Annotated in this window: 18 protein-coding genes and 1 tRNA gene; 11 read left to right on the top strand and 8 right to left on the bottom strand. The window is 67.0% G+C overall.

What is annotated here, in order from left to right:
- Positions 1–10: 10 nt before the first annotated feature.
- From M2299_RS12300 to M2299_RS12310, 3 genes are all read right to left on the bottom strand, one after another.
- Positions 11–3,712: a hypothetical protein gene (locus tag M2299_RS12300; protein WP_280884429.1), complete on the bottom strand. Its 3,702-nt coding sequence runs from the start codon at positions 3,710–3,712 to the stop codon at positions 11–13.
- Positions 3,709–9,780 (bottom strand): CshA/CshB family fibrillar adhesin-related protein, encoded by a 6,072-nt coding sequence (locus tag M2299_RS12305; RefSeq protein WP_280884430.1) that lies wholly within the window; start codon positions 9,778–9,780, stop codon positions 3,709–3,711. The genes M2299_RS12300 and M2299_RS12305 overlap by 4 nt, the downstream gene beginning before the upstream one ends.
- A 767-nt stretch (positions 9,781–10,547) precedes the next feature.
- Positions 10,548–11,117: a GNAT family N-acetyltransferase gene (locus M2299_RS12310; protein ID WP_345782461.1), complete on the bottom strand. Its 570-nt coding sequence runs from the start codon at positions 11,115–11,117 to the stop codon at positions 10,548–10,550.
- 85 nt (positions 11,118–11,202) lie between these two features.
- Between M2299_RS12310 and M2299_RS12315 the strand changes: the two genes are divergently transcribed.
- Positions 11,203–11,682 (top strand): tyrosine-type recombinase/integrase, encoded by a 480-nt coding sequence (locus M2299_RS12315; RefSeq protein ID WP_280884431.1) that lies wholly within the window; start codon positions 11,203–11,205, stop codon positions 11,680–11,682.
- 154 nt (positions 11,683–11,836) lie between these two features.
- Positions 11,837–12,304, top strand: coding sequence for an SMI1/KNR4 family protein (locus M2299_RS12320; RefSeq protein ID WP_280884432.1), 468 nt, complete (start codon positions 11,837–11,839; stop codon positions 12,302–12,304).
- A gap of 119 nt (positions 12,305–12,423) precedes the next feature.
- Here M2299_RS12320 and M2299_RS12325 read toward each other — a convergent pair.
- Positions 12,424–12,500: transfer RNA gene (locus M2299_RS12325), tRNA-Arg, on the bottom strand.
- Positions 12,501–12,685: 185 nt separating this feature from the next.
- Here M2299_RS12325 and M2299_RS12330 point away from each other — a divergent pair.
- The 7 genes from M2299_RS12330 (at position 12,686) to M2299_RS12360 (ending at position 19,383) form a co-directional block, all read left to right on the top strand.
- Complete coding sequence (locus tag M2299_RS12330) at positions 12,686–14,218, top strand: aldehyde dehydrogenase family protein (protein ID WP_080148969.1); 1,533 nt, start codon at positions 12,686–12,688, stop codon at positions 14,216–14,218.
- Positions 14,218–15,069, top strand: a complete 852-nt coding sequence (locus M2299_RS12335; protein WP_280884433.1) for an SDR family oxidoreductase — start codon at positions 14,218–14,220, stop codon at positions 15,067–15,069. Before M2299_RS12330 ends, M2299_RS12335 begins: the two co-directional genes overlap by 1 nt.
- 187 nt (positions 15,070–15,256) lie before the next feature.
- Positions 15,257–15,547 (top strand): DUF4190 domain-containing protein, encoded by a 291-nt coding sequence (locus M2299_RS12340; RefSeq protein ID WP_025874887.1) that lies wholly within the window; start codon positions 15,257–15,259, stop codon positions 15,545–15,547.
- Between the two features lie 7 nt (positions 15,548–15,554).
- Entirely contained in the window at positions 15,555–16,325 is a 771-nt protein-coding gene (locus M2299_RS12345) for a class I SAM-dependent methyltransferase (protein ID WP_280884434.1), read from the top strand.
- A 9-nt stretch (positions 16,326–16,334) separates the two neighbouring features.
- Positions 16,335–17,390, top strand: a complete 1,056-nt coding sequence (locus tag M2299_RS12350) for a quinone-dependent dihydroorotate dehydrogenase (RefSeq protein ID WP_280884435.1) — start codon at positions 16,335–16,337, stop codon at positions 17,388–17,390.
- Between the two features lie 8 nt (positions 17,391–17,398).
- Positions 17,399–18,463 carry a UDP-N-acetylmuramate dehydrogenase gene (gene murB / locus M2299_RS12355; protein WP_051584982.1) on the top strand — a complete coding sequence of 355 codons (1,065 nt, stop codon included), beginning with the start codon at positions 17,399–17,401 and terminating at the stop codon, positions 18,461–18,463.
- A gap of 32 nt (positions 18,464–18,495) precedes the next feature.
- Positions 18,496–19,383, top strand: coding sequence for a DMT family transporter (locus M2299_RS12360; RefSeq protein WP_080148972.1), 888 nt, complete (start codon positions 18,496–18,498; stop codon positions 19,381–19,383).
- 646 nt (positions 19,384–20,029) lie between these two features.
- Here the strand turns inward: M2299_RS12360 and M2299_RS12365 are convergent.
- The 4 genes from M2299_RS12365 to M2299_RS12380 all read right to left on the bottom strand — a co-directional run bounded on the left by M2299_RS12365 (position 20,030) and on the right by M2299_RS12380 (position 23,679).
- The gene (locus tag M2299_RS12365; protein WP_180831234.1) at positions 20,030–21,037 is read right to left on the bottom strand and encodes an aminoglycoside phosphotransferase family protein; all 1,008 of its coding nucleotides are present in this window, start codon (positions 21,035–21,037) and stop codon (positions 20,030–20,032) included.
- A gap of 99 nt (positions 21,038–21,136) precedes the next feature.
- Positions 21,137–22,171 carry a DUF418 domain-containing protein gene (locus tag M2299_RS12370; protein ID WP_280884436.1) on the bottom strand — a complete coding sequence of 345 codons (1,035 nt, stop codon included), beginning with the start codon at positions 22,169–22,171 and terminating at the stop codon, positions 21,137–21,139.
- Positions 22,168–22,758, bottom strand: coding sequence for a TetR/AcrR family transcriptional regulator (locus tag M2299_RS12375; RefSeq protein ID WP_280884437.1), 591 nt, complete (start codon positions 22,756–22,758; stop codon positions 22,168–22,170). Before M2299_RS12375 ends, M2299_RS12370 begins: the two co-directional genes overlap by 4 nt.
- A 147-nt stretch (positions 22,759–22,905) precedes the next feature.
- Positions 22,906–23,679, bottom strand: a complete 774-nt coding sequence (locus M2299_RS12380) for an APH(3')-II family aminoglycoside O-phosphotransferase (protein WP_280884438.1) — start codon at positions 23,677–23,679, stop codon at positions 22,906–22,908.
- A gap of 101 nt (positions 23,680–23,780) precedes the next feature.
- Between M2299_RS12380 and M2299_RS12385 the strand changes: the two genes are divergently transcribed.
- A complete protein-coding gene (locus M2299_RS12385; protein ID WP_280884439.1) occupies positions 23,781–24,497 on the top strand; it encodes an SDR family oxidoreductase in 717 nt (238 codons plus the stop codon).
- Positions 24,498–24,601: 104 nt separating this feature from the next.
- Entirely contained in the window at positions 24,602–26,542 is a 1,941-nt protein-coding gene (locus M2299_RS12390) for an EAL domain-containing protein (RefSeq protein WP_345782463.1), read from the top strand.
- Positions 26,543–26,547: the final 5 nt, after the last annotated feature.

Genomic DNA, 26,547 nt, shown 5'->3' on the forward strand with positions numbered 1-26,547 from the left:
TGCCCGGTCCTCAATAGCGACCCACCAGGTTCACGTACCAGCCGCGGTGGGTGTAGTCGAACTTCGTCAGGTCGTCACTGAAGTCGGTGAAGTTGTAGCCCACGCCAACCCGGAAGTTGCGGCCGACGTCGCGGTCCACGCCGGCCAGCCAACCCTGCCGGCGACCGCCATCCCGCACGTCCAGCAGGCGGTACTCCAGCAGGCCGTGCCATTGGTAGTACAAGTCATAGCGCAGCTGTGCTGCACCGAAGTTCGTGGCTGAATCGAACCACGGACCGGTGCCCCGGCCATAGCGGACCTCGCCTTCGCGTCGGGCCAGCTTGGCCGCCACTTCCCAGCGCTGGTCGATGCGGTACACGCCTTCCAGCGACAACACCTGGGTACGCTGGTCGTAGTCCACGCCGTTGACCTGGCCCATCGTCGACAGGTCGTACAGATAGCTGTAGCGGCCGAACAGCGCCCAGCGGTCATTGTCCCAGGGGCGGTAGGCAAAGCCGAGATTGCCCTCGATGAAGCGGGCGCCGGCCACCGGGTTGATCGCATCGTCGGTGTCGGCGTAGTTGAACCGCGCAGCGATCCGCCAGCTGTCATTGAGACGGTGGCTGAGGCGGTTGGTGCTGACCCATTGCGTGCGGCGCTCGGCACCGGTGTCGCGACGCCACTCCAGCTTGCTCTGCCACTCGGTACCCGGCGACGTGCGGCCGCCGGACAGGCTGACGGCCTTGCGGTCGACCTGGCCACTGCTCGCATCCAGCTTGCCGTCGCTGAGGGTGAAGCCCGCGTTCCAGCCCACCGCCGGATAGAAATCCATGCCGAACGTGTTGGCCAGACCGGATTCCTGGCCGGATTTGAGGAACTGGCTCTCGTTGAACACGTTGACCTGGTCGGACAGGCGCCAGCGCTGGCCCAGCGTCCAGCCATCCTGCGCATTCGGGCTGAACAGCGGGTCGTATTCACTGCGATCGGTGGACTGGGTGAACGCACCATAGAAGCTGTGCTGCGGGGTCAGCTTGTACTCGGCATTGACCTGCGCGGCACTGCCCCGATCACCATCGCTAACCTCCGCGCCGATCGTGGACAGGTTGGCGAAGGTGTAGGTACCACCGGCGACCACCGCATCATTGTCCGCGTAGCGGCCATGATCGTCATCGACGGTCAGCTGACCGCCGCCATAGATGTCCAGCGCGGTGCCGATGCGATGGGTGTAGCGCGCTGCCGCCAGCACACCGGCATTGCTGCCGATGCCGCGGTCTTCCTGCACCCGGCGCAGCTCGGCCGACACGCGGTCGTTGTCACCGATCCGCCATTCGGCGGTGGCCTGGGCCTGGATCAACGATTCATTGCCGCGCCGTGCTTCGCTGTAACGTGCATACAGGCTGAAATCGTCGGTCACGTAGCCCAGCAGTTCGGCGCCCTGTTCGCGCACGCGCTGGCCGGTGTCGAAGCGGCCCACCGAATAGCCTCCCTCGACCTGCCGCCACCAGGCGCCGGCACTCCAGTCGCGCTGGGTCCAGCCCAGCTCGCGCAGGTTCACCCGTGCCTCCACTGCGGTCGCCTCGCCTTCGCGCGGCCCCTCGGGGTTGAGGCGGGTGAAGCTCAGGCCACCGTTGTCGGAGAAGAACACCGGCGCACTGGTCGCCTCGCTGCGGCTGTGCTCGACCTTCAGGTAGGTACCACGCCCGGCCTGCAGGGTCAGGTCCGCACCGCGCAGCGAATAGTCCTGCCCAGCGCGCTGTTCGTCCACATAGGTGGCGCCCACCGCCACGTGATCACCGAACCAGTGCTTGCCACGCACGCCAGCGGTGATGTCGTCATTGTCGAAGCCGGTCGGTACCCATTCGTAGTCGACGATCAGGCGCTGCTCGTAGCCATCCAGCGGCACGTCGCGGCTGATCCGGCGCAGGTTCTCGCGGCTGACCTGGGCCAGCGGCCGGGTCAGCAGGATGCGTCCCTGCAACGCGTCGATCTCGTAGTCGGCACCGCGCACCAGCGACACCCGCTGTTCGACACGGCCGGTGGTGCGGTCACGGATCTCCAGCACCACCTGGTCCGAGCCGCGCAGGATGCTGGCGTGGCGCAGGTAATACAGGCTGCCGCCGGTGCCGATGAACTCGCTGTGGCCCGGCGCGGTCTCGGCCTGCGATCCGAACAGACGCAGTTCCGTCTGCGCATCGCCCCAGGCATTGGCGCCGCGTGAGCGCCACGACAGCGCCGCACCGTACAGCGAACGCACGTACTGGGCGTACTCGGTGCCGCTCAGCCCGGTGTTGTAGTTGCCCCACAGCGCCTGGTTCTTGTCCCAGTCCATGCGCAGGTAGAAGCGGCCCATGCTGTCGACGTCGCGCTGGGTCAGCGAATCGTCGCCATAGGTGGGGTAATACAGGTCCGGGTCCAGGCTGCGGAACAGGTCCTGCGGATCGGCCGTGGTGAAACCGGTGAACAGTTCGTCCAGCGGCCGGTTCTGGGTATCGGCCTGCGCCGTCAACAGATAGCGGCCACGGGTCTTGGCCTTCAGATAGAACGCCAGGCGCCCGTCACTGAGCACATCGTCATCGCGCTCGCCACGGGCGACATCGCGGCCCGCACCACTGGCCTTGTTCTGGTACACCGTGACATCGGCCAGGCCCACACCGAACAGATAGCTGCCGCTGACATCCACCTCCAGCGTGCGTGCGATCGCCGGCGCGTCGGGCCGCTCGACCCGCACGTCGAACACGTGGTGACCGATCGGCATCAGGTATTCAGCGGCGAATTTGCGGTCCTGGTCCAGCGGGTAGCTTTCGCCATTGATCTTCAGTGCCGCGCCAAGCGGCAGGTCACGGCCCCGCAGGCGCACGCGCGAGCCGTACACCGGGATGTTCTGCTGGCGAAGACCGTTGCTGTCGAACACCTGCTCCAGCAGCGACAACGAAGCGGCCTGGTTGGCATCGACGGCCGTGCCGCGCCGATCTTCCAGGGCGTCACGCAGCTGCTGGTTGCCACGCTCCACTTCGGCCGGCGTCACCAGCTGCATGGACTGCGCCGAGGTCTCATCGACATTGCCCTCGGCATCGTACGCGCGCAGCACGTAGACCAGGCGGTCGCCACGACGCAGCGGCGTGGACGCCGGCAGCGTACCGTCCCAACTGCCCTGCCCGACCGCAGCCACAGGCAGTTCAAAGGTCGCCAATGGCGCGACCCGGTCACTGTCGCTGCCGCGGTAGAGGCTGACCTCCAGACGTTTGATGAACGCGGTGTAGTTGCCACGCACGAAGAATTCGACCGGACGCACGATGCGGCCCTGGTCGAACGCCACCATCCCCGGCGCCGAGATCGACAGCTCGGGCTGGCCCATGGCCGGGTCCTCGGTGGCCCAGATCGCGCCACCTTCCGGCAGGCGGATCATGAATTCACCGCGGACGGTCGCCTTGCCCGGCTCGTCCAGCGCCACGCTTACGCGCCGGTCCGGCTGCAGTACCTGCGATGACGAGCGCGTCGACGTGCCTTCGGTCACCGGCTCATCGAAGCTGCGCGAGCGCAGGGTGAACAGCAGGTCGCCCGCGGCGCTGCACTGGTTGCCCTCGCAGTGGATGGGCGCGCCATCGATGGACGCGTCGTTGGCCGGCGGCGGCGCGGCCTGCGCCGTTGCTGCCAGACCCAGCAGCAGTGACTGGTACAACGCAGCGCGGTGCAGGCGGGCGGGACGCCGGACGACAGAGTGATGGGCGCTCATCGGCGGGCCTCCTGTTGGTGGGCCGCCGCGCGGGTGGCGGCGGTCTCCTCGTTGCGCACGCGCAGGCGTTGCTGCACGGCAGGGCTGAGCTGCACGCGCAGCGCTTCGAACACGGCATTGGCACGGCGCAGGCCCAACGCCTGGTTGTAGGCGTGGCTGCCACGCACATCGGTATGGCCGACCAGGCTGACCTGGCCGCCCCCCATCTGCTCCAGGCGCGCGGCGATGGCTGCCAGCAGCGGCTTGAACTCCTCGCGGATCACCGCCTTGTCGGTGTCGAACAGCACGTTGCCCAACAGCGCGCCGCCGACATCTACGCCAGCGACCAGCGAGTGCGGATCGCGCACGTCGGTACGCAGCTGCACCGTCAGGCCAGCGCGCGAACCTTCAGCCACTTCGGCCCGCAGCGCATCACGCACGGCCACCGCACGGGCGAAGGCCAACGCCTGGCTTTCGCCGTTGGCGGCAATCACCACGTCACCGCCCTGGTAGCGATCGACCACCTCGGCCATCTTCGCCAGCACCGGACGATAGCTGGCACGCAGCTCGCTGCTGCCCGGGGCGAACAACACTTCGCCCAAGGCCAGTTCGGCGCGCTCGGCGGACGCCTGCGGCGACGGCGGCAGCCGCACGCCGAAGCTGAAGCGGGTCGGCACGCCCTGGGTAACCCGACGCAGCAACGGATTCTCGGTGGTCAGTCCGGAACCCGCCGGTACCGTTGCCGGGTCCAGCTTGACGATGAAGTTGCGGCCCAACCGCGCATCGCCACCGTGCACATCGGCCAGGTGGTAACGACCGAACGGATCGGTTTCGATCAGCAGGCCCTCTACGGTGGCCAGGCGCACGCCGGGAATACCCTGCTCCTGGATGCCGCTGTTGCGGATCACGTAGGCCACCTCATAGCCCTCGGCCACCCGCGCGATCTCGCGATGCACGGTCGGCTCGGCTGCGGTCAGGCCCTTGGCCGCCTCGCCACTGCGCTGCACGGTTGCCACACCCTGCGCATCCAGCTGCAGGCGATGGCCCTGGGCGCTTTCCAGCACGAAATCATCGGTGAAGGACAGTTCGCGCAGGCGCTGGCGGATCACCACCTGATGGCTCTCGACCGTGTCCGACGTAGACGCCAGGCCGTGTATCACGCCCACCTGCACGCCATGCAGCAGGGGCGCGCTGGCATCGGCCAACGGCTGCGGTCCATCGCCACGATCCAGCGTTGTCGAACCCGGCACGTACGCGGCAGGCGCGAAACCGCCCTGCACGCGAACACCGGTCAGTTCCGCACTGTCCTGCCATCCGTCGCCATCGCGGTCATCGAACACGGTGCCGAACACCAGGCTGTCTTCCAGCAGCGGATCGGCATCCATGCGCACCTCTGCGGTCGCCACGTTCGACAGCGGCGTGCCGTCGCCGGCAGTAGCCACGGCCTGGTTGATGTGGTTGCCGGCACGCACGCCCGCGCCCACCCGCAACAAGTAGGTGATGGTGGCACTGCGGCCCACGGCGATGTCGACCGCGCCGATGCGCAGCGGGGTCTGGCTACCGCCCAGCGAGAACGCGCCGTCGTCGTCGGCCACGCGCATCGAGCCGTCCACATAGCTGAAGCCCGGCGGCGGCGTATCGACCACCACGCCGTCGCGCCAATGGCTGCTGCCGACGTTCTCGACCACCAGCTGGTAGCGCACCAGGTCGCCCACCTTTACCAACCGCGGGTTGGCGGTCTTGGTGATGCGCAGCGCGAAATCCGAGATCACCTTGTGCCGCGTTTCGCAGGTGGTGCACTCCGGCGGTGGCGATCCATCCGGATACTGGCCGCGCAGGCGGTTGAGCACCTCCGTGCGCGCCTCCTGGTTGACGATGGCCTGGTAGACGAATTCATGCTGCCCCACCGGCGTACCGGCCGGCAGGGTGCAGACGATGTCGGTGCCCTGCTGCACGCAGCCTGCCGGCAGCGTGTCCACGCTCAGGCCCGCATCGGGCGTATCCAGCAGCTGCAACGGCTGGCGCAGCGAGGCGCGCTCGACGGTGGCCCGCAGGGTGTAGCGCAACCGGTCACCCGGACGCACTTCACTGCCACTTGCAGGGCCGGACAATTTTTCCAGCACCACGCGCGGCTCGGCCAGCACGTGCTCGGTGCTGCAGGTTCCCGTGCAGGTGGGGGTATCGCCGCCACTGCCCAGCACCGCGTTGCGGACGCTGCCACTGGCCTGCGCGTTGACCTGCGCGCGGTAGCCCAGCGTGTAGGTGCCGGGTGCGGTACCTGCCGGCAACGTGCACACCAGCGGATTGCTGGCATTGCAGGTGAAGGCGCCCGGCTGGGTCACCGACTGCAGGTCCAGGCCTGCGCCCAGGGTATCGGTCAGGGTGAGCACATCGGTGGTCTGCGAGTTGGCGACCACCACCTCGACGCTGTAGTCCACCGCATCGCCGATGTTGACCGGCGATGCCGTGCTGGAGGACTTGCGGTAGGTGACCGTCGCCGCCAGCACCGGGGTGGTGGTGGTGCAGTCGGTGGCACAGGTGTTGGTACCGGTGCCGCTGCCAAGCACGGCATTGCTGACGCTGCCCTTGGCCTGCGCGTTCACCGTCGCGGTGTAGTTCACCGTGTAGGTGCCAGGTGCGGTGGCGGCCGGCAACGTGCACACCAGCGGGTTGCCGGCATTGCAGGTGAAGCCGGTGGTGGCGGTGACTGAACCGAAGTCCAGGCCCTGCCCCAGGGTGTCGGTCAGGGTGAATACAGCGGTGGTGCGCGAGCGGCTGACCACGCCGGTCAGGGTGTAGGCGATGCTGTCACCCACCTTGACCGCACCGGCCGCGGCCGAGGTCTTGCGATAGTCGATCTGGCTGCCAGCCACCGGGGTGGTGGTATCGCAGTTGACGGTGCAGCTCGGGTTGTCGCCACCGCTGCCGAGCACCGCGTTGGTCACCTGGCCGGTGGCCTGGGCATTGACCACTGCGGTGTACGACAGGCTGTAGCTGCCTGGCGCAGTGCCGGCCGGCAACGTGCACACCAGCGGGTTGGCCGCGTTGCAGGTGTAGGCGCCGGCACTGGTCACGCTGCCGAAATCCAGGCCGCTGCCCAGCGTATCGGTCAGCGTCACCACGTCGGTGGTGCGCGAGTTGGTCACCACCGTGGTCAAGGTGTAGGCCAGGCTGTCACCCACCGACACGGGGCCGGCACTGTTCACCGACTTGGCATAGCTCACGCCCGGCGTCGCCACCGGCGTGGTGGTATCGCAGTTGGTCGTGCACGAGGGCGTGTCGGTGCCGGTGCCGAGCACGGCATTGCGTACCGTGCCACTGGCCTGCGCATTGACCGTGGCGGAGTAGCTCAGGCTGTAGGTGCCCGGCACCGTCCCTGCAGGCAGCGTGCACACCAGCGGATTGGCGGCATTGCATGTGAAGATGCCCGCGCTGGTCACGCTGCTGAAGTCCAGGCCGCTGCCCAGCGTATCGGTCAGGGTGACCACATCGGTGGTGCGCGAACGCGCAACGGTCACGCTGAGCGTGTAGCCGATGCTGTCGCCCACCCGTACCGGTCCACCGGTGGAGGCCAGCTTGGCGTAGCTCACCTGCGGGCTGGCCAGTGGCGTAGTGGTATCACAGCTGCCGACGCACGACGGATTGTCCGGACCGCTCGGCACTACGGCATTGCGCACCTGGCCAACCGCCTGTGCGTTGACGATGCCGGTATAAGAGAACGCGTAGCTGCCGGGCACGGTGCCGGCGGGCAGCGTGCACACCAGCGGATTGCCGGGCACGCAGATGAAGCCGCCGGCATTGGTCATGCTGCCGAAGTCCAGGCCAGTGCCCAGGGTATCGGTCAATGTGACGGCAGCGGTGGTGCGCGCATCGGCCACGACCACGCTCACCGTGTAGGCAACGCTGTCGCCCACCGCGACCGGGCCGGCCGTGGCGCTGGCCTTGGACACCGAGATGCGCGGCGCCGCCACCGGCGTGGTGGTGGTGCAGTTGCTGCTGCAGGTGGGAGTGTCGGTACCGGTACCCACCACCGTGTTGACCACCTGGCCACTGGCCTGTGCGTTGACGGTGGCCGCATAGGTCAGGCTGTAGGTGCCCGGCACGGTGCCCGCTGGCAGCGTGCACACCAGCGGATTGGCCGCATTGCAGGTAAAGGCGCCGGCGTTGGTCACGCTGGCGAAATCCAGACCGGTGCCGAGGGTATCGGTCAGGGTCAGCACGTCGCGGCTGTTGCCGTCGGCAATGGTGACATCGACGGTGTAGCTCACCGTCGCCCCCACCGCCACCGGACCGGTGGTGTTGGAGCGTTTCGCGTAGCTCACCCGTGTAACCGGAACGGTCACATCGCTGCGGGTGCAATGGTTGGCATCGGTACAGGCCTCGCCCGGTGCGGGCGGATTGCCACCATTGAACGGATCGTAGCCACCGCCGACGCTGGCGTGGTTGCGCAACAGGCCGCTTGCCGATGCGGACACGGTCACCGGCAGGGTGAAGCTGCTGCTGTCACCGGCGGTGCCGGCTGCCGACAGTACCTGGCTGCTGGTGCAGGTCACCGCCTGGCCGCTCGCCGTACAGCTCCAGCTGCCACTGCTGAGGGTACCGGTCCAGTTCGGCACGATCCCTGCCGGCAACTGGTCGCGCACGGTGATGACACCCGCCGGCACGTTCGGCGGATTGCCGGTCGGCACGTTGGTGGTGTTGCTGATCGTCAGCGTGTACTGGGTGCCGGCCTGGCCGTAGTTCCAGATGCCGCCGGTGGCATTGTTGCTCTTCACCACCTTCAGCGCGGGTGCGGTGATGGTGATCAGGTGGTCTTCCACTTCGCCGTCGTCGGCCACGCCGGTCGGCTGCTGGATCTGCGCCGCATTGGTCGCATAGCGCAGGCGCACGTAACTGCTACCTGCGCTTACCTGCGCGGGCACGGTCCAGCTCAGGTTGGCCCCGCCACCACTGCATGCAGCGACGTTGCTGCGCTCGCCCGGGTCGAATGTGCCGTTGCGGTTGAAGTCGATCCAGCCGGCCACGCTTCCGGTGCCCACGCATGCCACCGGTTGGCTGATCTGGGTACCGGCCTGCATCACCGTCAGCACATAGCTCGCCGGCCAGGCGTTCTCTTCGTTGGGATTGCCCGAAGGGAAGTTGTCGTCACCCTTCGCATCGGCGCTGTAGCTGCTCTTCTGCTCGGTATCCGGACCCATCGTGCCGAGGAAATCGGTCAGCGGCGGTGCCAGGCCACCCGGCGTATAGCCGGCGGTGTTGATGTTGGTGGGGGTGGCGTTGACCGGCAGGCCATCCGGGCGGAACTGCAGATCGTCCACCACATGCATGGCGTCGCCATAGCTCTGCGGCGCATCGCCGAAGTCGGCATACGGCACCAGCAGGCCGATGGCGATGGCGGTGGTGCCGCCACCGCGCATCGAGAAGCCCATGTTCACCGCGAGGTTGCCCGGCGCGTGCGCGGCATTGTCGAAATTGAGGAAGGTGACCGCAGCGGTGTTGTTGTCGTTGCCCGGCCCGAAGCGGATCACGCTGTTGCCGCCGCTGCTGGACTTGGTCACGTTGTAGGCACCTGCGCTGAGGTTCTTGCGCATCTCCACCACGTTCCAGGTGCCCAGTGCACTGGCTTCGACGAACTCGCCACTGTTGTTGATCGACTCGGCGTCGGCCATCACCACGCCGCGCAGGCGATACGGCGCACCGCCCAGGGTCGAGACACAGTTGATTTCGAAAGAGGATGTACCGCTGCTGCGCGAGATGCCTGCGATCAGCTGGTTGGCGCCACCGGTGCCACCGACGTTGTACAGGTCGTCCAGGCTGTCGCCGCTGAAGCTGCCCGGGCGATAACTCTGCAGGAGTCCGCCGCCACTGATGTTGGCCAGACTGCAGCTGACACTGAGGTTGATGCCCGCGGCCACCGGCATCGAGATCGACGAGGTATCACCATTGTTGAGCGTGACCCCGGCAGTGCCCAGGTCCGTGCCGCCACCCCAAGTCAGCCACAGCACCGTGTTGCGGTACGGGCTGGTGCCGCCGGTCGCGTAGGCCGCGGCCCAGGCCGACGATGGCAGCAGCACCGACAGCAGCAGCAACAGCAGACCGGCGGCCAGCCATCGCCCGGTCCGGCCGGGATGTGCACATTTTTCAGGATGAACGGATTCACCGCCCGCGCTGATGCGCGACGTCGTCGACTGCCACATGTTGGTTTTTCCCCGTCATCAGCCCCACAGGGGAGCCGCTGTTCAGTGGGTACCGGGGAGGGTTCTGCCGGACCCGGAGACGCGTACGAATGCGTGTCTGCCGGTTCCGTGGCGACTACAACCGTCCCTGGACCCTGTTGGTCAGGTTCGCAAAACTGTGACGAAGATAACACAATACAAACAATTGTGTGATGTAGGTCACATTTAAGTTTGCCAAATCTGGCGCCGGCCCCACGAACACAGTTGTAGCAACCGGCCCCCGAGGCCTCGTGCACGGATCCGGCAGCCGGACCGCCCTTTCCGGCAATTCGTCACGCATTTTCGGAGCCGGAGCGAGGCGTTCGGCGGGGGCGCGCACAGAAAAACCGCCGGGCCATGGGCTACCGGCGGGAGCTGAAGTGGAAGGGTGATCGCGCCGCGCTTGGCGGCAGCCAGGCTTCTACCAGGGCACGAAGAGCAGGATCAGCACGATCGCCAGCAGCACGGCGGCGACGGTCAACAGCACGTTGCGCTGGCGCCAGGAAGGCTTGGGGGTGCCGGGGGTATTCATGGGGGCGCTCCTAGGCAACCGATGGGGACGGCACCAGACTGCCGAGTCCGCTTGCAGCAGCGCGTGCACAGGATGTGCAGCGGGAGTGCAGAGCCCTGCCCTTTCCCGCTCAGGTTGTATCGCAGGCCATGAACAGCAGCTCCGGCGTGGAGGCGTCTTCGCTGGCGACGAAGCCGAGGTCGCGGTACAGCACCACGGCCGCCAGATTGGCCCTATAGACCTTCAACGTCAGCTGCACCGCAGCGGTGCGGCGAACGGCTTCGGCGCACAGCGCCGTCATCAACACCCGGCCAAGACCACGGCCGCGTGCCTGCGGCGACACGATGATGCGCCCGAGGTGCGTGCTGCCGGGTGTTGTCTGCCAATACTGGCCGAAGCCCAGGCAGGTGCCGTCGGCATCCTGCAGTGTCCAGCCCGGACGCGAAGGCAACGCCAATGCAGCGGCGAAGGCTTCGGCAGGCAAGGGGAAGGGAATGCCGGGACCTGCCCAGCGCAGGGTCGCCTCAGGTGAGTCAAGCCAGCCGGCAACAACGGCAAACTGCGAAGGCTGGACAGGCTGCAGGACGTAATCCATGGCGCCGGCGCTGTTGCGGGCGCGCGTCGATGCGCCCGACGTGGGCAGACGCTTCACCGCGTCATGCGGGTCCAGCTGCTCCCAACCTTCTACGTTGTCGATCATCAGATGGCCGATCTTGTGAATCAGATAGTGCTGGCTGCCGTCGCGCGGCTGCTTCAGCTCGCCGCGGATCTACGACCGGGCGGCGATGCGCAAGCTCCATCGTACCAACCCTGCCCGGGCAGCACTGTGGCTGTTCATGGCCCACACGGGATTGTACCGCGGGGAGCTGGTCGGACTGGGCAAGGACTCGGTGGCCGGGCGCAGGCTCAGGGTCGAGAGCGATCCGGACGAAGATGACCAGGGACGCACGAAGTCGGGCAAGTGGCGCGAGGTGCCACTGAATCGGTATGCGCGCTGGGCGCTGCGCCACCTACCCGATCCGCTGGCCGCCGTGCACAAGGACACGGTATCCGACTGGTTCGCCTCGGATGCCAAGCGTGCGGGAATCGGCGGCAGCCTCCACCGGCTACGGCACACCTTCTGCGCCCACATGGTCATGGCCGGGGTGCCGTTGCGAAAGGTGCAGATCCTGGCCGGGCACGCTGATTACGCCACGACCGAGAAGTACTACGCCCATTTGACGCCTGAAGGCGATGATCGCGCCGTGGCGAAGCTCCGGTACTGACCGGCGCCGCTGGGACCGTTGGGACCAAATCCTGTGGATATGCGGGAAACAGTGGGAGTTGCACGCCACTGCGCTTGCCTGACTCATTGATTTTGGCAACCCCGGCCCGATGCTCGTTTCGTACAATCGGCAGTCCCGAACAAAGGAGACGACGATGCCGGGAGGTACCACCGTTGCCACTGCGGCGCTCATTGATGAGGCAGAGCGGGAGCTGTGCGTTGTGTTTCCAGTTGAACTCAGGGCCGTCTGGCTCACGCACAACGGCACCGAGCTACCGGGTGGGTGGCGATTTTTCCCGGTCTTTGACCCTGGCAACCCGCGGAAGACGGCCGGATCGGTCACGTATGAGAACCTGCGCGGTGCGTGGGGAATGCACCTTCGCTCACTTGATCTTGTGGCGCTCGCGTCGAATGGAACCGGCAACCATCTGGTGATGCGGGTTGTGGACGGCGTCGCGATACGGGACATCCTCCACTGGAACCACGAAACCGAAAAGCTGACCCGCTGGAAGCCTGGCATCGATGCCGTGATGCGCTCCGCCCGAACGCCGGCGGAAAGGCTCGCCGCCATTCGCGCCACGCTCATGAAGGACACCCCGCGCGCTCGGCTTCCTGCCAGATAGATTCGCAGTCGCAGACCGACTGTGACTACTGTGACCAAACGGCATGGATATGCCGAAAACAGTGGAGTAGACGCTATGCGCCGAATGGCTATGCGCCGAATGGCCTAAGCCATTGATTATGGTGACCCCGGCCCGATTCGAACGGGCGACCTTCCCCTTAGGAGGGGGACGCTCTATCCAGCTGAGCTACGGGGCCATGCAGCCGCCAAGTTTACAGGCAAGCCGCCCTGCCCTCCAAGCTTTCATCTGCCACACCATTGCCACTGGCGCGGCGCACCATGGCCAGTCCGGGCGCTCTGCTACCATCGGCGGCTCAGTTCGTCGCGCCCCCACCTGCCCGCGACGGCACCAAACACAACGTAACGAAACACAGGAGTCTGCATGTCTTCCGAGCTGCTCAAGTCCCTTGGTCTGGACGCGATCAACGCTGGCACCTACCTGGGCAACGGGGAGTGGTCGAGCGCTACCGGTGGTGAACTGATCACCCCGATCAATCCGACCACGGGCGAGCCGATCGCGCAGGTCCGCGCCACCACCGAAGCCGAGTACGAAACCGTCATCGCGCGCGCCCAGGAAGCCTTCAAGGTCTGGCGCACCACGCCGGCCCCGCGTCGCGGTGAAGCCGTGCGCCTGTGCGGCGAAGCGCTGCGCAGGAACAAGGACGCCCTCGGTTCGCTGGTCGCGCTGGAAATGGGCAAGAGCAAGCCTGAAGGCGACGGTGAAGTGCAGGAGATGATCGACATCGCCGACTTCGCCGTGGGCCAGAGCCGCATGCTGTACGGCTACACCATGCATTCCGAGCGCCCCGGCCACCGCATGTACGAGCAGTACCAGCCGCTCGGCCTGGTCGGCATCATCAGCGCGTTCAACTTCCCGGTGGCGGTGTGGGCATGGAACTCGTTCCTGGCCACGATCTGCGGCGACATCTGCCTGTGGAAGCCGTCCAACAAGACCCCGCTGACCGCCATCGCCTCGATGCGCATCTGCAATGAAGCGCTGCGCGATGCCGGTTTCCCGGACCTGTTCTTCCTGATCAACGACGCCGGCACCGCGCTGTCGGAAAAGATGGTGGCCGACAAGCGCGTGCCGCTGATCAGCTTCACCGGCTCAACCCAGGTCGGCCGCACGGTCGCCGAGAAGGTCGCGCACCGCCTCGGCCGCTGCCTGCTGGAACTGGGCGGCAACAACGCGATCATCCTCGACGAAACCGCCGATCTGAAGCTGGCCATTCCCGGCATCGTGTTCGGTGCGGTCGGCACCGCCGGCCAGCGCTGCACCACCACCCGCCGCCTGATCGTGCACGAATCCATCCATGACGACGTGCTGGCCACGCTGGTCAAGGCGTACAAGCAGGTGGAAGGCAAGATCGGCGATCCGACCGACCCGGCCAACCTGATGGGCCCGCTCAACAGCGACGGTGCCGTGCAGCAGTTCCTGGCCTCCATCGAAAAGGCCAAGGCCAGCGGCGGCACCATCGAAACCGGCGGCACGCGCATCGACCGCCCCGGCAACTTCGTGCTGCCGGCCATCGTCACCGGCCTGAAGAACAGCGATGAAGTGGTGCAGCACGAGACCTTCGCGCCGATCCTGTACGTGATGAAGTACAGCACGCTGGACGAAGCCATCGACATGCAGAATGGCGTGCCGCAGGGCCTGTCCTCGTCGATCTTCACCACCAACCTGAAGACTGCCGAGCGCTTCCTGTCGGCGGCCGGTTCGGACTGCGGCATCGCCAACGTCAACATCGGCACCTCGGGCGCGGAAATCGGTGGCGCCTTCGGTGGCGAGAAGGACACCGGCGGTGGTCGCGAGTCCGGTTCGGATGCATGGAAGGTCTACATGCGCCGCCAGACCAACACCATCAACTATTCGGATTCGCTGCCGCTGGCCCAGGGCATCAAGTTCGACCTGTGATGGCAAACGGTCCGGCCATGCACATGGGTCAGAGCCCCTCCGGGGATCCGACCCATGCCGTGCCGACCACTCAGGGTCGGATCCCCACAGGGGCTCCGACCCTCGAGTTCACCGGCCGCCGGGTGCTGATCGCCGGTGGCAGCAAGGGCATCGGCCGCGAACTGGCGCTGGCCTTCGCCCGCGCCGGTGCGCAGGTCTCGGCCTGCGCCCGCGGCCAGGCGGGGCTGGATGCTCTGCAGGCCGATGCGCAGGCCCAGGGCACGCAGCTGCACACCTTCGCCACCGATCTGGGCGACCTACGCCGCATCGGCGCCTGGCTGCAGGCCGCTGCCGATGCGCTCGGCGGCATCGATGTGCTGGTCAACAACGCCACCGGCTACGGCATGGCCGATGACGAAGACGGCTGGGCCGCCAGCCTGCAGATCGACCTGATGGCGGCGGTCCGCGCATCGCGCCTTGCGCTGCCGTGGCTGCGCGCCTCGTCCGACGCCTGCATCCTCAACCTGTCCTCGATCGCCGCGCAGCAACCGCGTCCCGGCGGCGCACCGTATGCGGCGGCCAAGGCCGCGCTGTCGCACTACACGACGTCGCAGGCCCTGGCGCTGGCGCCGGACCGGATCCGGGTCAACGCCATCGCACCGGGCTCGATCGAATTTGCCGATGGCCTCTGGGATCGACGTCGTGTCGAAGATCCCGCCCTGTACCACGGCACCCTGGCGAAGATTCCGTTCGGCCGCTTCGGGCAGCCGCGCGAGATCGCCGATGCCGCGCTGTTCCTGTGTTCGCCGCTTGCGCGCTGGATCACCGGCCACGTGCTCAATGTCGATGGCGGCCAGGTGCTGATGGGCTAGCGCCGATCCCTCGGTAGCTACCAACCTTGGTTGGCGCCGCATTCGTCGACCAAGGTCGACGCCTGCCAAAGCCACCCCGCGCTCGGCTCCGATGGTTGCCAACCTTGCCTGGCAGCCTTGCATTGGCCGGACCATGGGATTGCCGGGGCAGACGCACTATCATGTCGGCACTGCCACGGAGGACTCGATGAGCGTGCCACCCCGACAGAGCAACGCCCTGGCCGTGGTCAGCCTGATCGCGGGCATCTGCAGCTGGACCGTGCTGCCGGGTGTCGCCGCCCTCGTTGCCATCATCACCGGGCACCTGGCCCGCGCCGAGATCCGCCGCCGCGCCGGCGAACAGGACGGCGATGGCATGGCCCTGGCCGGGTTGATCATGGGTTGGCTCAACATCCTCGCTGCGGTGGGCCTGGTGGCCATCCTGATCTTCGCGATGGTGGCCGCCGGCGCCGACGCCAAACCTGGACTGCGCTGGTGAAAGCACGATGACCTCCGCCGACAGCACTGAACGCTTCAGCAGCCGCGTCGCGGACTATGTCCGCTACCGCCCGGACTATCCGCCTGCCCTGATGGACTGGCTGCATGGCTCCATGGCCGTGGCAATCAGCGCGCGTGTCGCTGACATCGGCGCCGGCACCGGCATCTCCAGCCGGCAGTTCCTGGCCGCCGGCCATCCACTGGTCGCCGTCGAACCCAACGCGGCGATGCGCGCCGCCGCCGAGCACTGGCTGGCGCCGCAGTATCCGCAGTTCTCCGCCGTCGATGGCCGGGCCGAGGCCACCGGGCTGGCCGATGCCAGCGTTGATCTGGTCGGCGCCGCGCAGGCCTTCCACTGGTTCGACACCGTGGCCGTGCGCGCCGAATGGCAGCGCATCCTGCGCCCGGGCGGCCTGGCGCTGATCTACTGGAATTCGCGCCTGCTCGATGCCAGCCCGTTCCTGGTCGGCTACGAACAACTGCTGCTGGACTACGGCACCGACTACACCGCCGTGGCCGAACGCTACCAGGACGACGCCACCATGCAGGCCTGGTTCGGCTCCGGCCTGCGCGGCATGGTGCAGCTGCCGAACGTGCAGCACCTGGACCTGGACGCCCTGCGCGGGCGCCTGCTGTCTTCTTCCTACGCGCCGCAGCCCGGCCATCCGCGCCACGCGCCGATGCTGGCTGCGCTGCAGGACCTGTTCGCCGCCCACGCGGTCGACGGCCAGGTCGCTTTTGAATATCGAACCCGAGCCTTCCTCGGCACGCTGGACTGAAACCAACGCATGTATTCGCTTGCCCGCCCCTTCCTGTTCTCGCTCGACGCCGAACGCGCCCACGGTCTCGGCCTGTCCGCTCTGGACCTGGCCTATCGCACCGGCACCACGCCGCTGGTGGCCGCACGCATCGCGCCGATGCCCAGCACGGTGTTCGGGCTGACGTTCCCCAATCCGGTCGGCCTTGCTGCCGGCCTGGACAAGAATGGCGAGCACATCGATGCACTGTTCGCGCTGGGCTTCGGCTTCGTGGAGATCGGCACGATCACGCCGCGACCGCAGGCCGGCAACCCCAAGCCGCGCCTGTTCCGGCTGCCGGCGCACAACGCGATCATCAACCGCATGGGCTTCAACAACGCCGGCGTGGATGCGCTGGTGCGCAACGTCGAACGCGCGCGCAGCCGGCGCGGCCTGCTCGGCATCAACATCGGCAAGAACAAGGACACCCCCAACGAACAGGCGGCCGATGACTACATCGCCTGCATGGACAAGGTGTACCCGCTGGCCGACTACATCACCGTCAACATTTCCTCGCCCAACACGGCCGGCCTGCGCGAGCTGCAGGAAGAGACCGCGCTGCGGCAGCTGGTCAGCCAGCTGCGTGAGCGCCAGGAAGCACTGGCCGCGCAGCATGGTCGGCGCGTGCCGATGCTGGTGAAGGTGGCCCCGGACCTCAGCGAGCGCGACATCGATGCCGCCGCGCGCGTACTTGGCGAACTGCAGGTGGACGGCGTGATCGCCACCAACACCACCATCGACCACAGCCGGGTTGCCGGCGATCCGCTGGCCAATGAAGCCGGCGGGCTGTCCGGTGCACCGGTGCTGGAACAGTCCACCCTGGTACTGCGCCGCCTGCGTGCACGCCTGCCCGAATCAGTGCCGCTGGTCGGAGTCGGCGGCATCCTTTCCGGTGCCGACGCCGTGGCCAAGATGGCCGCCGGTGCGGCGCTGGTGCAGTGCTACAGCGGCCTGATCTTCAAGGGCCCGGCATTGGTCGCCGAGTGCGTGGAGGCGATCCGCCGCCGACGCGAGGCGCCCAGCCGCGGCGCGGTGGCACCCCTGTGAGCACGCCCATGGACGACACCAACAACGCTGCAGCACCGCTGCGCTGGACCCTCACCCACAACGCGCCACTGCAGGCCCTGAACACGTTCCACGTGCAGGCCAGCGCAGCGCAGTTGCTGGAACTGCACGACGCCGCGCTGCTGCCGGAGGTTCTGGCGTTGCCGGAAGTGGCCAATGGCCCGCTGCTGGTGCTCGGCAGCGGCAGCAATGTGCTGATCGCCGAAGACCTGCCCGGCACCGTGCTCGTGTTCGGCAACCGCGAAATCAGTTTCCTCGAACACCGTGCCGACCACGCCGTGATCCGCGCTGGAGCCGGCGTGTCCTGGCACGGGCTGGTGATGTGGTCGCTGCAGGAAGGCCTGTCCGGCCTGGAAAACCTGGCCCTGATTCCCGGCACCGCCGGCGCATCGCCGATCCAGAACATCGGCGCCTATGGCGCGCAGGTCGGCGAGTTCATCCAGACCGTAGAGGCCTGGGACTGCCAGGAAAAAACCTGGGTACGGCTGGACAACGAACAGTGTGGCTTCGCCTACCGCGACAGCGTGTTCAAGCAGCAGCCGGACCGCTACCTGATCACCGCCATTGAACTGAAACTGCCGCTGCTGCACGACCTGCGCATGGGCTACGCCGGCATCCGCGAAGAACTGCAGGCGCAGGGCGTGGAACTGCCGAGCGCGGTGGACGTGGCCAATGCGGTGATCGCGATCCGTCGCCGCAAGCTGCCCGACCCCGACGTACTGGGCAACGCGGGCAGCTTCTTCAAGAACCCGGTGCTGCCGCTGGAACAGGTGGAGGTGCTGCTGCAGCACTTCCCCGAGCTGCCGGTGTTCCCGGCGGACCGTGATGACCGCCGCAAGGTCTCGGCGGCCTGGATGATCGAATCCTGTGGCTGGAAGGGCTTCCGCGAAGGTGATGCCGGCGTTGCGCCCAGCCACGCGCTGGTGCTGGTCAACCACGGCAACGCCACCGGCACTGAACTGCTGGCGCTGGCACGGCGGATCTCCGCCTCGGTACTGGAGAAGTTCGGCGTGCCGATCGAACCGGAGCCCCGCCTGCTCGGCGCACAGTGGTGAGCACACCCGCCCTACCCGCCAGCGCCACCCCATTGCGGGCGGCGCTGCTGATGCTCGGCAGCACCATGGCGTTTGGGCTGATGGCGGTGGCGATCCGCTACGCCACCCGCTACGTGCCGACCCAGGAAGTGGCGTTCTTCCGCAATGCCTTCGGCCTGCTCGCCCTGCTGCCGATGCTGCTGCGCCCAGGCCATGCACCGTTGAAGACCCAGCAGCTGCCGCGCTATTTCCTGCGCAGCGCGATCGGCCTGGGCTCGATGCTGTGCGCGTTCTGGGCGTTGGGCCACCTGCCCCTGGCACAGGCCGTTTCGCTGTCCTACTCCACCCCGTTGTTCGTCACCATCGCGGCGGTGCTGTGGCTGGGCGAAACGGTACGCGTACGGCGCTGGGCAGCGGTGGTGGTCGGCTTCATCGGCGTGCTGGTGATCGTGCGGCCGGGCACGGCCGGCTTCACGTCCGGCAGCCTGATCGCCGTGGCCGCCGCCGTGCTCAGCTCGCTGGTGGCGATCCAGATCAAGCAGCTCACCCGGATCGACAGCGCCGACACCGTGGTGCTTTACACCTACGTGTTCTGGGTACCGCTGTCGCTGATACCGGCCTTGTTCGTATGGGTGTGGCCCACCGGCATCGCCTGGGTCTGGTTGCTGGCCACCGGCGTGCTGGGCACCATCGGCCAGTTGCTGTGGACACGCGCACTGCGCCTGGGCGAAGTCTCCGCGCTGACCCCGATCAGCTTCCTGCAACTGCCGCTGGTGACCTTGTGTGGCTGGCTGTTGTTCGCCGAGACGGTGGATCGCTGGACCATCATTGGCGCCGGCATCATCCTCGCCGCCAACGCCTACATCGCCCATCGCGAAGCAGTGCTGTCACGGCGTGCAGCGAGCGTCGCCGCGAGCGCAGCGGCCAAGCCGGCAGAGTAAGGGTTCCGGGTTCCGGCCGGGCTGCGCCCGGCACCCGTGGTAGTGCCGGCCGCTGGCCGGCAACCTCAACAGCAACGGCAACAGCGGGCGTTCCGTGGGATGGCGGGGCGGTGTCGGATGGCGGGGACGCCGCAAGTACGTCCTTGTAGGCTTGGCCGCGGCATCCATGCCGCGGACACCCCGCAATCCGACACCGCCCCGCCTTCGACAATTCCCCGGTGTCTGGTAGATCCACGCCATGCGTGGATGAATCTCCATCGAAATCGAATATTTCGACAATTGATCAAATGATCGAAGAGCATCCACGCATGGCGTGGATCTACCGTGTCGACCAAGGTCGACACCCACCAACAGCAGCGAGGAATTGTCGAAGGCGGGGTGGGTCCGGTTGCGGGGGCGTGAGCGCCATGGATGGCGCGACCGAGCCTCCATGGGTGAGGGCGCTTTGATTGCGAAGCACTGCTTCGCAAGCGCCCGAACGCACAGCCGCCAGCGGCTGGGCCGGTCTGGGGATTTACGGCGTCCCCCGCAACCGGACCCACCCCGCCATCCCACAGGAGGCTGCCAGCTTTTGCTGTTGCTGTTGCTTCGGCTGTTGCAGTTGCTTCGGCCTCTGCAGGTGCCGGGCGCAGCCCGGCCGGACCCCCTACAGCACCTGGTACGCGCGCTCGGCCGCATCGAACACATTGCCCGGCGCGAACTGCTCGCCCAGGTAATGCAGTGCTTGCCGGTGCTGCTGCAACGAGCGCTGCGCCGCGCCGGGGCCCAGCAGCATCTGCTCGAATTCGATCAGGTCCTGCAGGATGCGCCAGTGCCGGTACCACGCAATCCAGCGCGGATCGCCCAGGTCGCTGCCATAGCCTTCGGCGAAGCCGAGCGGATGCTCGCGCCCCCAGCGACCACCTACCGCGGCGCCGACAAACATCAGGTCACGCTCGCGCGGGGCCAGTGCCAGGCCATCCCAGTCAATCAGGTGGAGTGCATCGTCCTGCCCCATCAGCAGGTTGCCCGCGTGCAGGTCGGTGTGGCACAGGCGCAACGCCGGTGCTTCACCCTGCAATTGGCGATGCAGCGCTTCGGCACGCTGGTGAAGTTCGGCGATGCGCGGCCGCTGCTGCTGCCATAGCGCCAGGAACGCACTGCCGGATCGATCCTGCGCCTGCGCCAGCGTCGAGGGATCGCGCAACCATGTCGCCACCGTGTCGACCGCTGCGGTTTCAAGCCGCAGCGTCGGCAGGGCCTGGCGCAACGCCGGCGGAATCTCGGCCTCATGCAGGCGACGCAGCACTTCGCCCAGCTGGCGCCATTGCGCACGGCTCAGCGGTGCCTCGAAGCCCGACTGCCCTTCGATGTAGGGGAACAGCGTGAACTGCAGGCCCCAGCGCTGCACCGATGCGCCGCCGGTCAATGCCGGCCACGGCGCAACAATCTCTTCGATGCCCAAGGTGCCACGCAGCCAATGCAGGCTGTCCCACACCGCGGGCGCCACCTGGAAGTTGCGGCACTTCAACCACCAATGGTCGTGGCGGGCATCGATGCGGAACACGCACGCGTTGGCGTCGGCGCCCACCGGACGCGGCACCACCGCCGTCGCGTTGATGTCGTAGGACTGCTGCAGGACTTCAACGATCTGCTGCGCCGAAGCGAATGACATGGATGCAGGCGTGCTTTGGTGACGACACCTACTATCGCAGATGGCCTTGCATCCGCACAGGCAAACTGGTCACAACATCGCTCTCCTGCGACAAAAGAACTAGCCGGCGATGCGTCGCATGACCGCTTCCAACGGACCGCGCGCGAACTGCCACGACCACAACCAGGCCGCCGCGGTCGCCAGCATCACGAACAACAACGCGGCCATCAGCACCCACGACAGGCTGGCACTGCCATCAAGCAGTCCAAGCGATTCCAGCACGCCCATGCCGATCAGGATGTGCGCCATGTACAGGCTCAGCGTCATCCGTCCGGCCGCAGTGAACGGTTCCAGCCAATCGCCAGGATGCAGCCGCACCAGCCACAGGCATCCCGCGATCAGTGCACACGCCGCGCCTGCGCCGGTCAGCAGATAGGCCGGACCGGGCGGCATCGGCTGCGTCGCCAGCCACACCTGCCACGGCGTGCCGTGGCCCCACTGCTGCAACACCTGGCCGGCCCCCATCAGCAGCAGGCCGAGCAGCAGCAAGGCACGCTGCACCCGGGGTTGCGACAGCGGCAGCCGCGCCAGCAGCATGCCCAGCAGGAAAAAGCACAGCCACGGCAACACCGGATGGAAGCCATTGAACAGCAGGTTGCGCATCGCACCCGGCCAGTGCCACAGCCCCTCGTAAGCCAGCGTCTGCCAGTTCCAGCCCTGGCTGTAGTCCCAGCGCAGCAGGGTCCAGAACGCGACCATCGCCAGAGCCACCATGCTGCCCAGCAGAACAGGGGGCGACGCGCGCAGCCACAGCACCGCCAGCGCGAAGTACACCGCGTAGTAATGCAGGATATCGGCAGGAAACACGGTCAGGTTGAGCAGGCCGAGCACGGCCAGGAACACGGCCCGCCGCCAGGTCTGCACGCTTGCCTGCCACCACGCCAGTCGCTGTGTGGCGAGCATCAGGCCCACCCCGGCCAGCGTCACGAAGGTCGCCGAAGCCTTGCCTTCCAGCAGGTGGAAGAATCCAGCAAGCCAGCCGCCGCCTTCGGTCTCGGCGGCCATCGCCAGGCGGAAGTTGACCAGCACCATGCCGGCCAGGGCGAGGTAGCGCGCCAGGTCCAGCCCATGCAGCCGCCGATCGTCAGTGCTCACGCACGCGCCCCAAGCAGAGCTGCCAGCAGAGCGGGATCAAGCACGTCGGTATCGGCATCGCTCGCCTCACCCAATCCCTGCCGCAGCGCAGCGCTCTCGATCGCATCCAGCAGCACCTGCGCCTGCAGCGCGGGCGCCAGCACGGGCCGGCGGCGCTCACGACGTGCGACCTCCTGCAAAGCCTCGGCAAGACCGCGCTGCAACTGCGCGCGGTTGCCAGCGAATGCCGCCGCCACCGCCGGATTACGCGCGCTCTCGGCCAGCACTTCCACGCTCAACAGCGCCCATTCCGGCTGCCGGCACAGGGTGTGGAAGTCCCGCAGGAACCCCTGCACCTGCGCACGTTCGCCATTGCATCCCGCCAACCGCTGCAGCAACGGCTGCAGTTCGTCCCGTTCGGCCTTGGCCGTCGCCAGGATCAGCGCCTCCTTGCCGGGAAAGTGGTTGTAGAGATTGCCCAGGCTGACCCCGGCCGCCTGCGCGATGTCGCGCATGCTGGTCTGATGGAAGCCCTTGGACAGAAAGCACTGCAGGGCCGCCTGCAGGATCTGCGAGGCGCGTTGCTCATTGCGGTCGGTGCGGTTCATGCGGCAAACAATGAACGAACGTTCGTCCACTTGAAAGCCGAATCCAAGCCGTCGGCCAGTCACCATTCAGGCAGTCGCGCTTGACCTCAACCGCTGTTGAGGACCGATCCTGCCGCGCCCTGCTGCAACTGCGGACCCTGCATGCACCTAGAAGAACTCGTCCAGCAGGCGGTAGAACGCGAGTCGGCGTTCATCGGCACCAATGCCATAGCGGGCCAGCAAGGGCGCAACCCAGCGGGTGTCGCCATAGTTGTGGACCAGGCTGCGTGCGGCCAACGCCAGGTCCTGGCAACGATCAGCCACACCCAGCCGGCCGCAATCGATGAAACCGCTGAAGCGGCCGTCGACCGCCATCAGATTCGGCAGGCATGCATCGCCGTGCGCTACCACCAGATCTTCATCGGCCGGGCACGTTGCGATCAGCTCGGCATGCACCTGCTCGGCGCTCTGGCCCAGGCGCTCATCGTCGAAATCATCCGCATCGATCAACCCTGCGGCAACGCGCGCAGCGACCTCCGGCAAGCGCGATGCAAGGCGATGATCGAACGGACAACCGGCAACCGGCAGCGCATGCAGGGCGCGCAGCGCGTCAGCCAGCAGCACGACCACCTGGGCGGGCGCCAGCGTCGGCGACGATGCCAGGTCATGGCCGGGCAACGCGCTCATCAGCAGCCAACGCCGACCGCCCTCCTCCGCAGTGTCCAACACCGTTGGCACCGGCTGTCCCTGTGCCCGCAGCCAACGCAGACGCAGGATTTCGCCCTCCAGTTCGCTGAAGGCATCGATCACTTCCGATTTCAGGAACGCATCCGGCAACCCTTGACGTCGCACCCGCGCCACATCGGCGCGCGACACGCCGATGCCCTGCATCTCGATATCTGCATCGCGCAGCGCGCAGCGCCACTGCGACGGCAAGGGCATTACACCGCCATCGCACGATCCTGCTTCCATCCCCACCGCTCCGGCCCCGGTCACAGCCTGGATTCTCTCCGAAGCGGACACCCCACAGCAAAGGACATCGCATGAAACTCATGGTCATCGGCGCCAGCAAAGGTCTTGGCCGCGCCTTCGTGGAAGGCCTCTGCCGGCCCGGCGATACCGTCATCGGCGTATCGCGCACACGCCCCACGCAGCTGGACTGCAGCGAGGGCATCGACCTGCACTGGATAGAAGCAGACCTGAGCCAGCCAGCACAGGCCGCCGCCAGCATCGCGGCGCAGGCGCCGACGGATCTCGATGTGCTCATCCATAACCTTGGCATCTGGGAGGAGACCGCATTCAGTGACGACTACGATTTCCTCAACGAAAGTGACAGCGCGCTGGCGCAGCTGGTGGACGTCAACATCACCGCCACCCTGCTACTGCTCAAGCAGCTGCTGCCGCGCGTGCTCGGCGGGCGCCGCCCGCAACTGGTGTTGACCGGCTCGACCTCGGCGCTGACACGCAGTGGCCGCCCCGAGGTGGCCTTCGGCGCGTCCAAGTTCGCGCTCAACGGGATTGCCGATGCCCTGCGCGAAGGTTTCCGCCAGCAGCGGCTGGCCGTGACGACGCTGCAGCTGGGCTACCTCAATACCGAAGATGCACTGTCGGTGCCGCTGCAGCAGGCGGCCGCACGCGGCAATGGCGAGTACGTGCCGGTGCACGACGTGGTGTCGATGGTGCGCGCCCTGCTGCAGCTGTCACCGTCCAGCTTCGTGCGCGAACTGGTGCTGCCCGCGATCGCCGATCCGCGTTACTAGACCAGCGCTCAGCACACACTGGCAGCCCCGGTTTGGCCGTACACGCGGCCGTGGTTTACTCTGCGTCTACTGGCAGTTGGCCGCACACAGGACCGGCTATGGCTATCGATGCGCTATCGAGGCTCTCGACCCGGGTTCTGGACAGCGCCCTGCCCAGCCTGCCGCTGTACCTGCTGCAGGCCACTGCGGTGATCGGCATGATCGGCGTGTTCCTGATCGCCACCCGCCGCGGCGGCCATGCCATTGAAGGACGCCGCGTCTACATCGGCGCGATCCTCGGCCTGATCTACCTGTTCAATTCATGGTTCGTGGCCGGCTACGCGCAGGGCGTGGTCAAGCTCAACCTCGGCATCGACATCCTGCTGATCAGCGGTCTGCTGGGCGGCTGGCGCGGCGGCGTGACCTGCCTGCTGGCCAGCCTGCTGGCGCGCTACCAGTTCTCCGGCACGCAGTATTTCCTGCCCGCCAGCCTGGAAGCGGCGCTGCAGGTGCTGGCAGGCATCTGGCTGCGCGGGCGGATATACCCGCGCATGCTCACCCACTTCTCGCTGCGGTTGATCCTGCAGGCCTGGGCGGTGCGCATCGCGGTGACCTTGATCGGGCTGGTGTTGGGCGTGGCGATCATCGGCAGCGCGCAGCTGCCCCTGCTGGAACTGGCCACCCAGCGCGTGCTGGCCCTGCCGGTGTCACTGCTGGTGCTGGTGGCCGTATTCGCGCTGGTCTACAACGATGCGCAGATCGATGCCCAGCGCCAACGCGAACATGCGTGGATGCGCATCGACCCGGTGAGCGGCCTGCCCAACCTGCGCGCCCTCGACGAGCGTCTGCAGCGTCATTGGCGCAGCAGCGACGACCGCGGCAATGCGTGCCTGATCGTGACCGAGATGGGCAACCTGCAGGACCTGCTGCTGCGCTATGGCCCGCTCAATGACAGTGGCCTGTGGAACCCGCACAACGCCGAGGCCGTGCGCCGCACCCTGCTGCATGCGCGACCGACCGATGCGATGGAGATCTATCAGTTCGGTGACAGCGCGCTGGCGATCCTGCTGCTGGATGCTAGCCTTGCCGATCTCCGCGCGGATACCGAACTGCCTGCGTTGGCCGACCGCCTGTCCACGGTGATCGGCGATGACTGGCCGGGCTTCCGCCCGGTGTTCCGCTGCGCGGTGGTCGAGCTGCAGCCGCCCACGCAGGACGACAGCTCCATCCCGTTCCGCGCGGTCACTCTGGCCTTGAACGCGATCGAGTCCGGTGTGGTGTTCTTCGATGATCCGATCCAGCGCGACAGCGAAGTGGATGCCCTGATCGAGACCGCGCTGGACCACTGGCTGCAGCACGCCGATGCACCACTGTACTACCAGCCCAAGTTCCGCCTGCAGGACCGCCACCTGGTCGGCGCCGAGGCGCTGCTGCGGATGCGCGATGGCGATGGCCACCTGATTGCACCGATGCGGGTGGTTTCGCTGCTGCGCCGTCGCGGACGCCTGGCCGAACTGGAATGGGCCACGCTGCAGGCGGCCACCGCCTTCCTTGGCCACTGCAGGGATGACGGGCATACGCTGACGATCGCAGTGAACGTGTCCGCCGAATCGCTGCGCCAACCCGGTTTCGGCGCACGCCTGTGCACCTTGCTGGAGCAGCAACGCATACCCGGCGCGATGCTGCGGCTGGAGATCGTCGAATGGACCGAAATCGTCGAGCGCGACGTCGTCGATGCCAACGTCGTCGTTCTGCTGGCCGCTGGCATGAGCCTGTCACTGGACGACTTCGGCGCCGGCTATTCGACCCTGATCCTGCTGTCGCAGCTGTCGGTGGCCGAGGTCAAGATCGAGCGGGCATTGATCGCCACGCTGTCCGATGCCAAGTCGCAGTCCATCGTCCGCTTCATCGTTGAAGTAGCCCACCGCTGCGGTGCCATCGTCGTTGCCGAAGGCACCGAGACCCCGGCGCAGGAGCAGCTGCTGCGTGCGCTGGGGGTGGATGTGGGCCAGGGTTATCTGTATGCACGGGCCCTGCCACCGGAGCAGTTCCGGCAGCTGGCCTGAGCGGC

It is taken from the genome of Stenotrophomonas sp. 1278 (assembly GCF_029892765.1).
Lineage (GTDB): Bacteria > Pseudomonadota > Gammaproteobacteria > Xanthomonadales > Xanthomonadaceae > Stenotrophomonas > Stenotrophomonas indicatrix.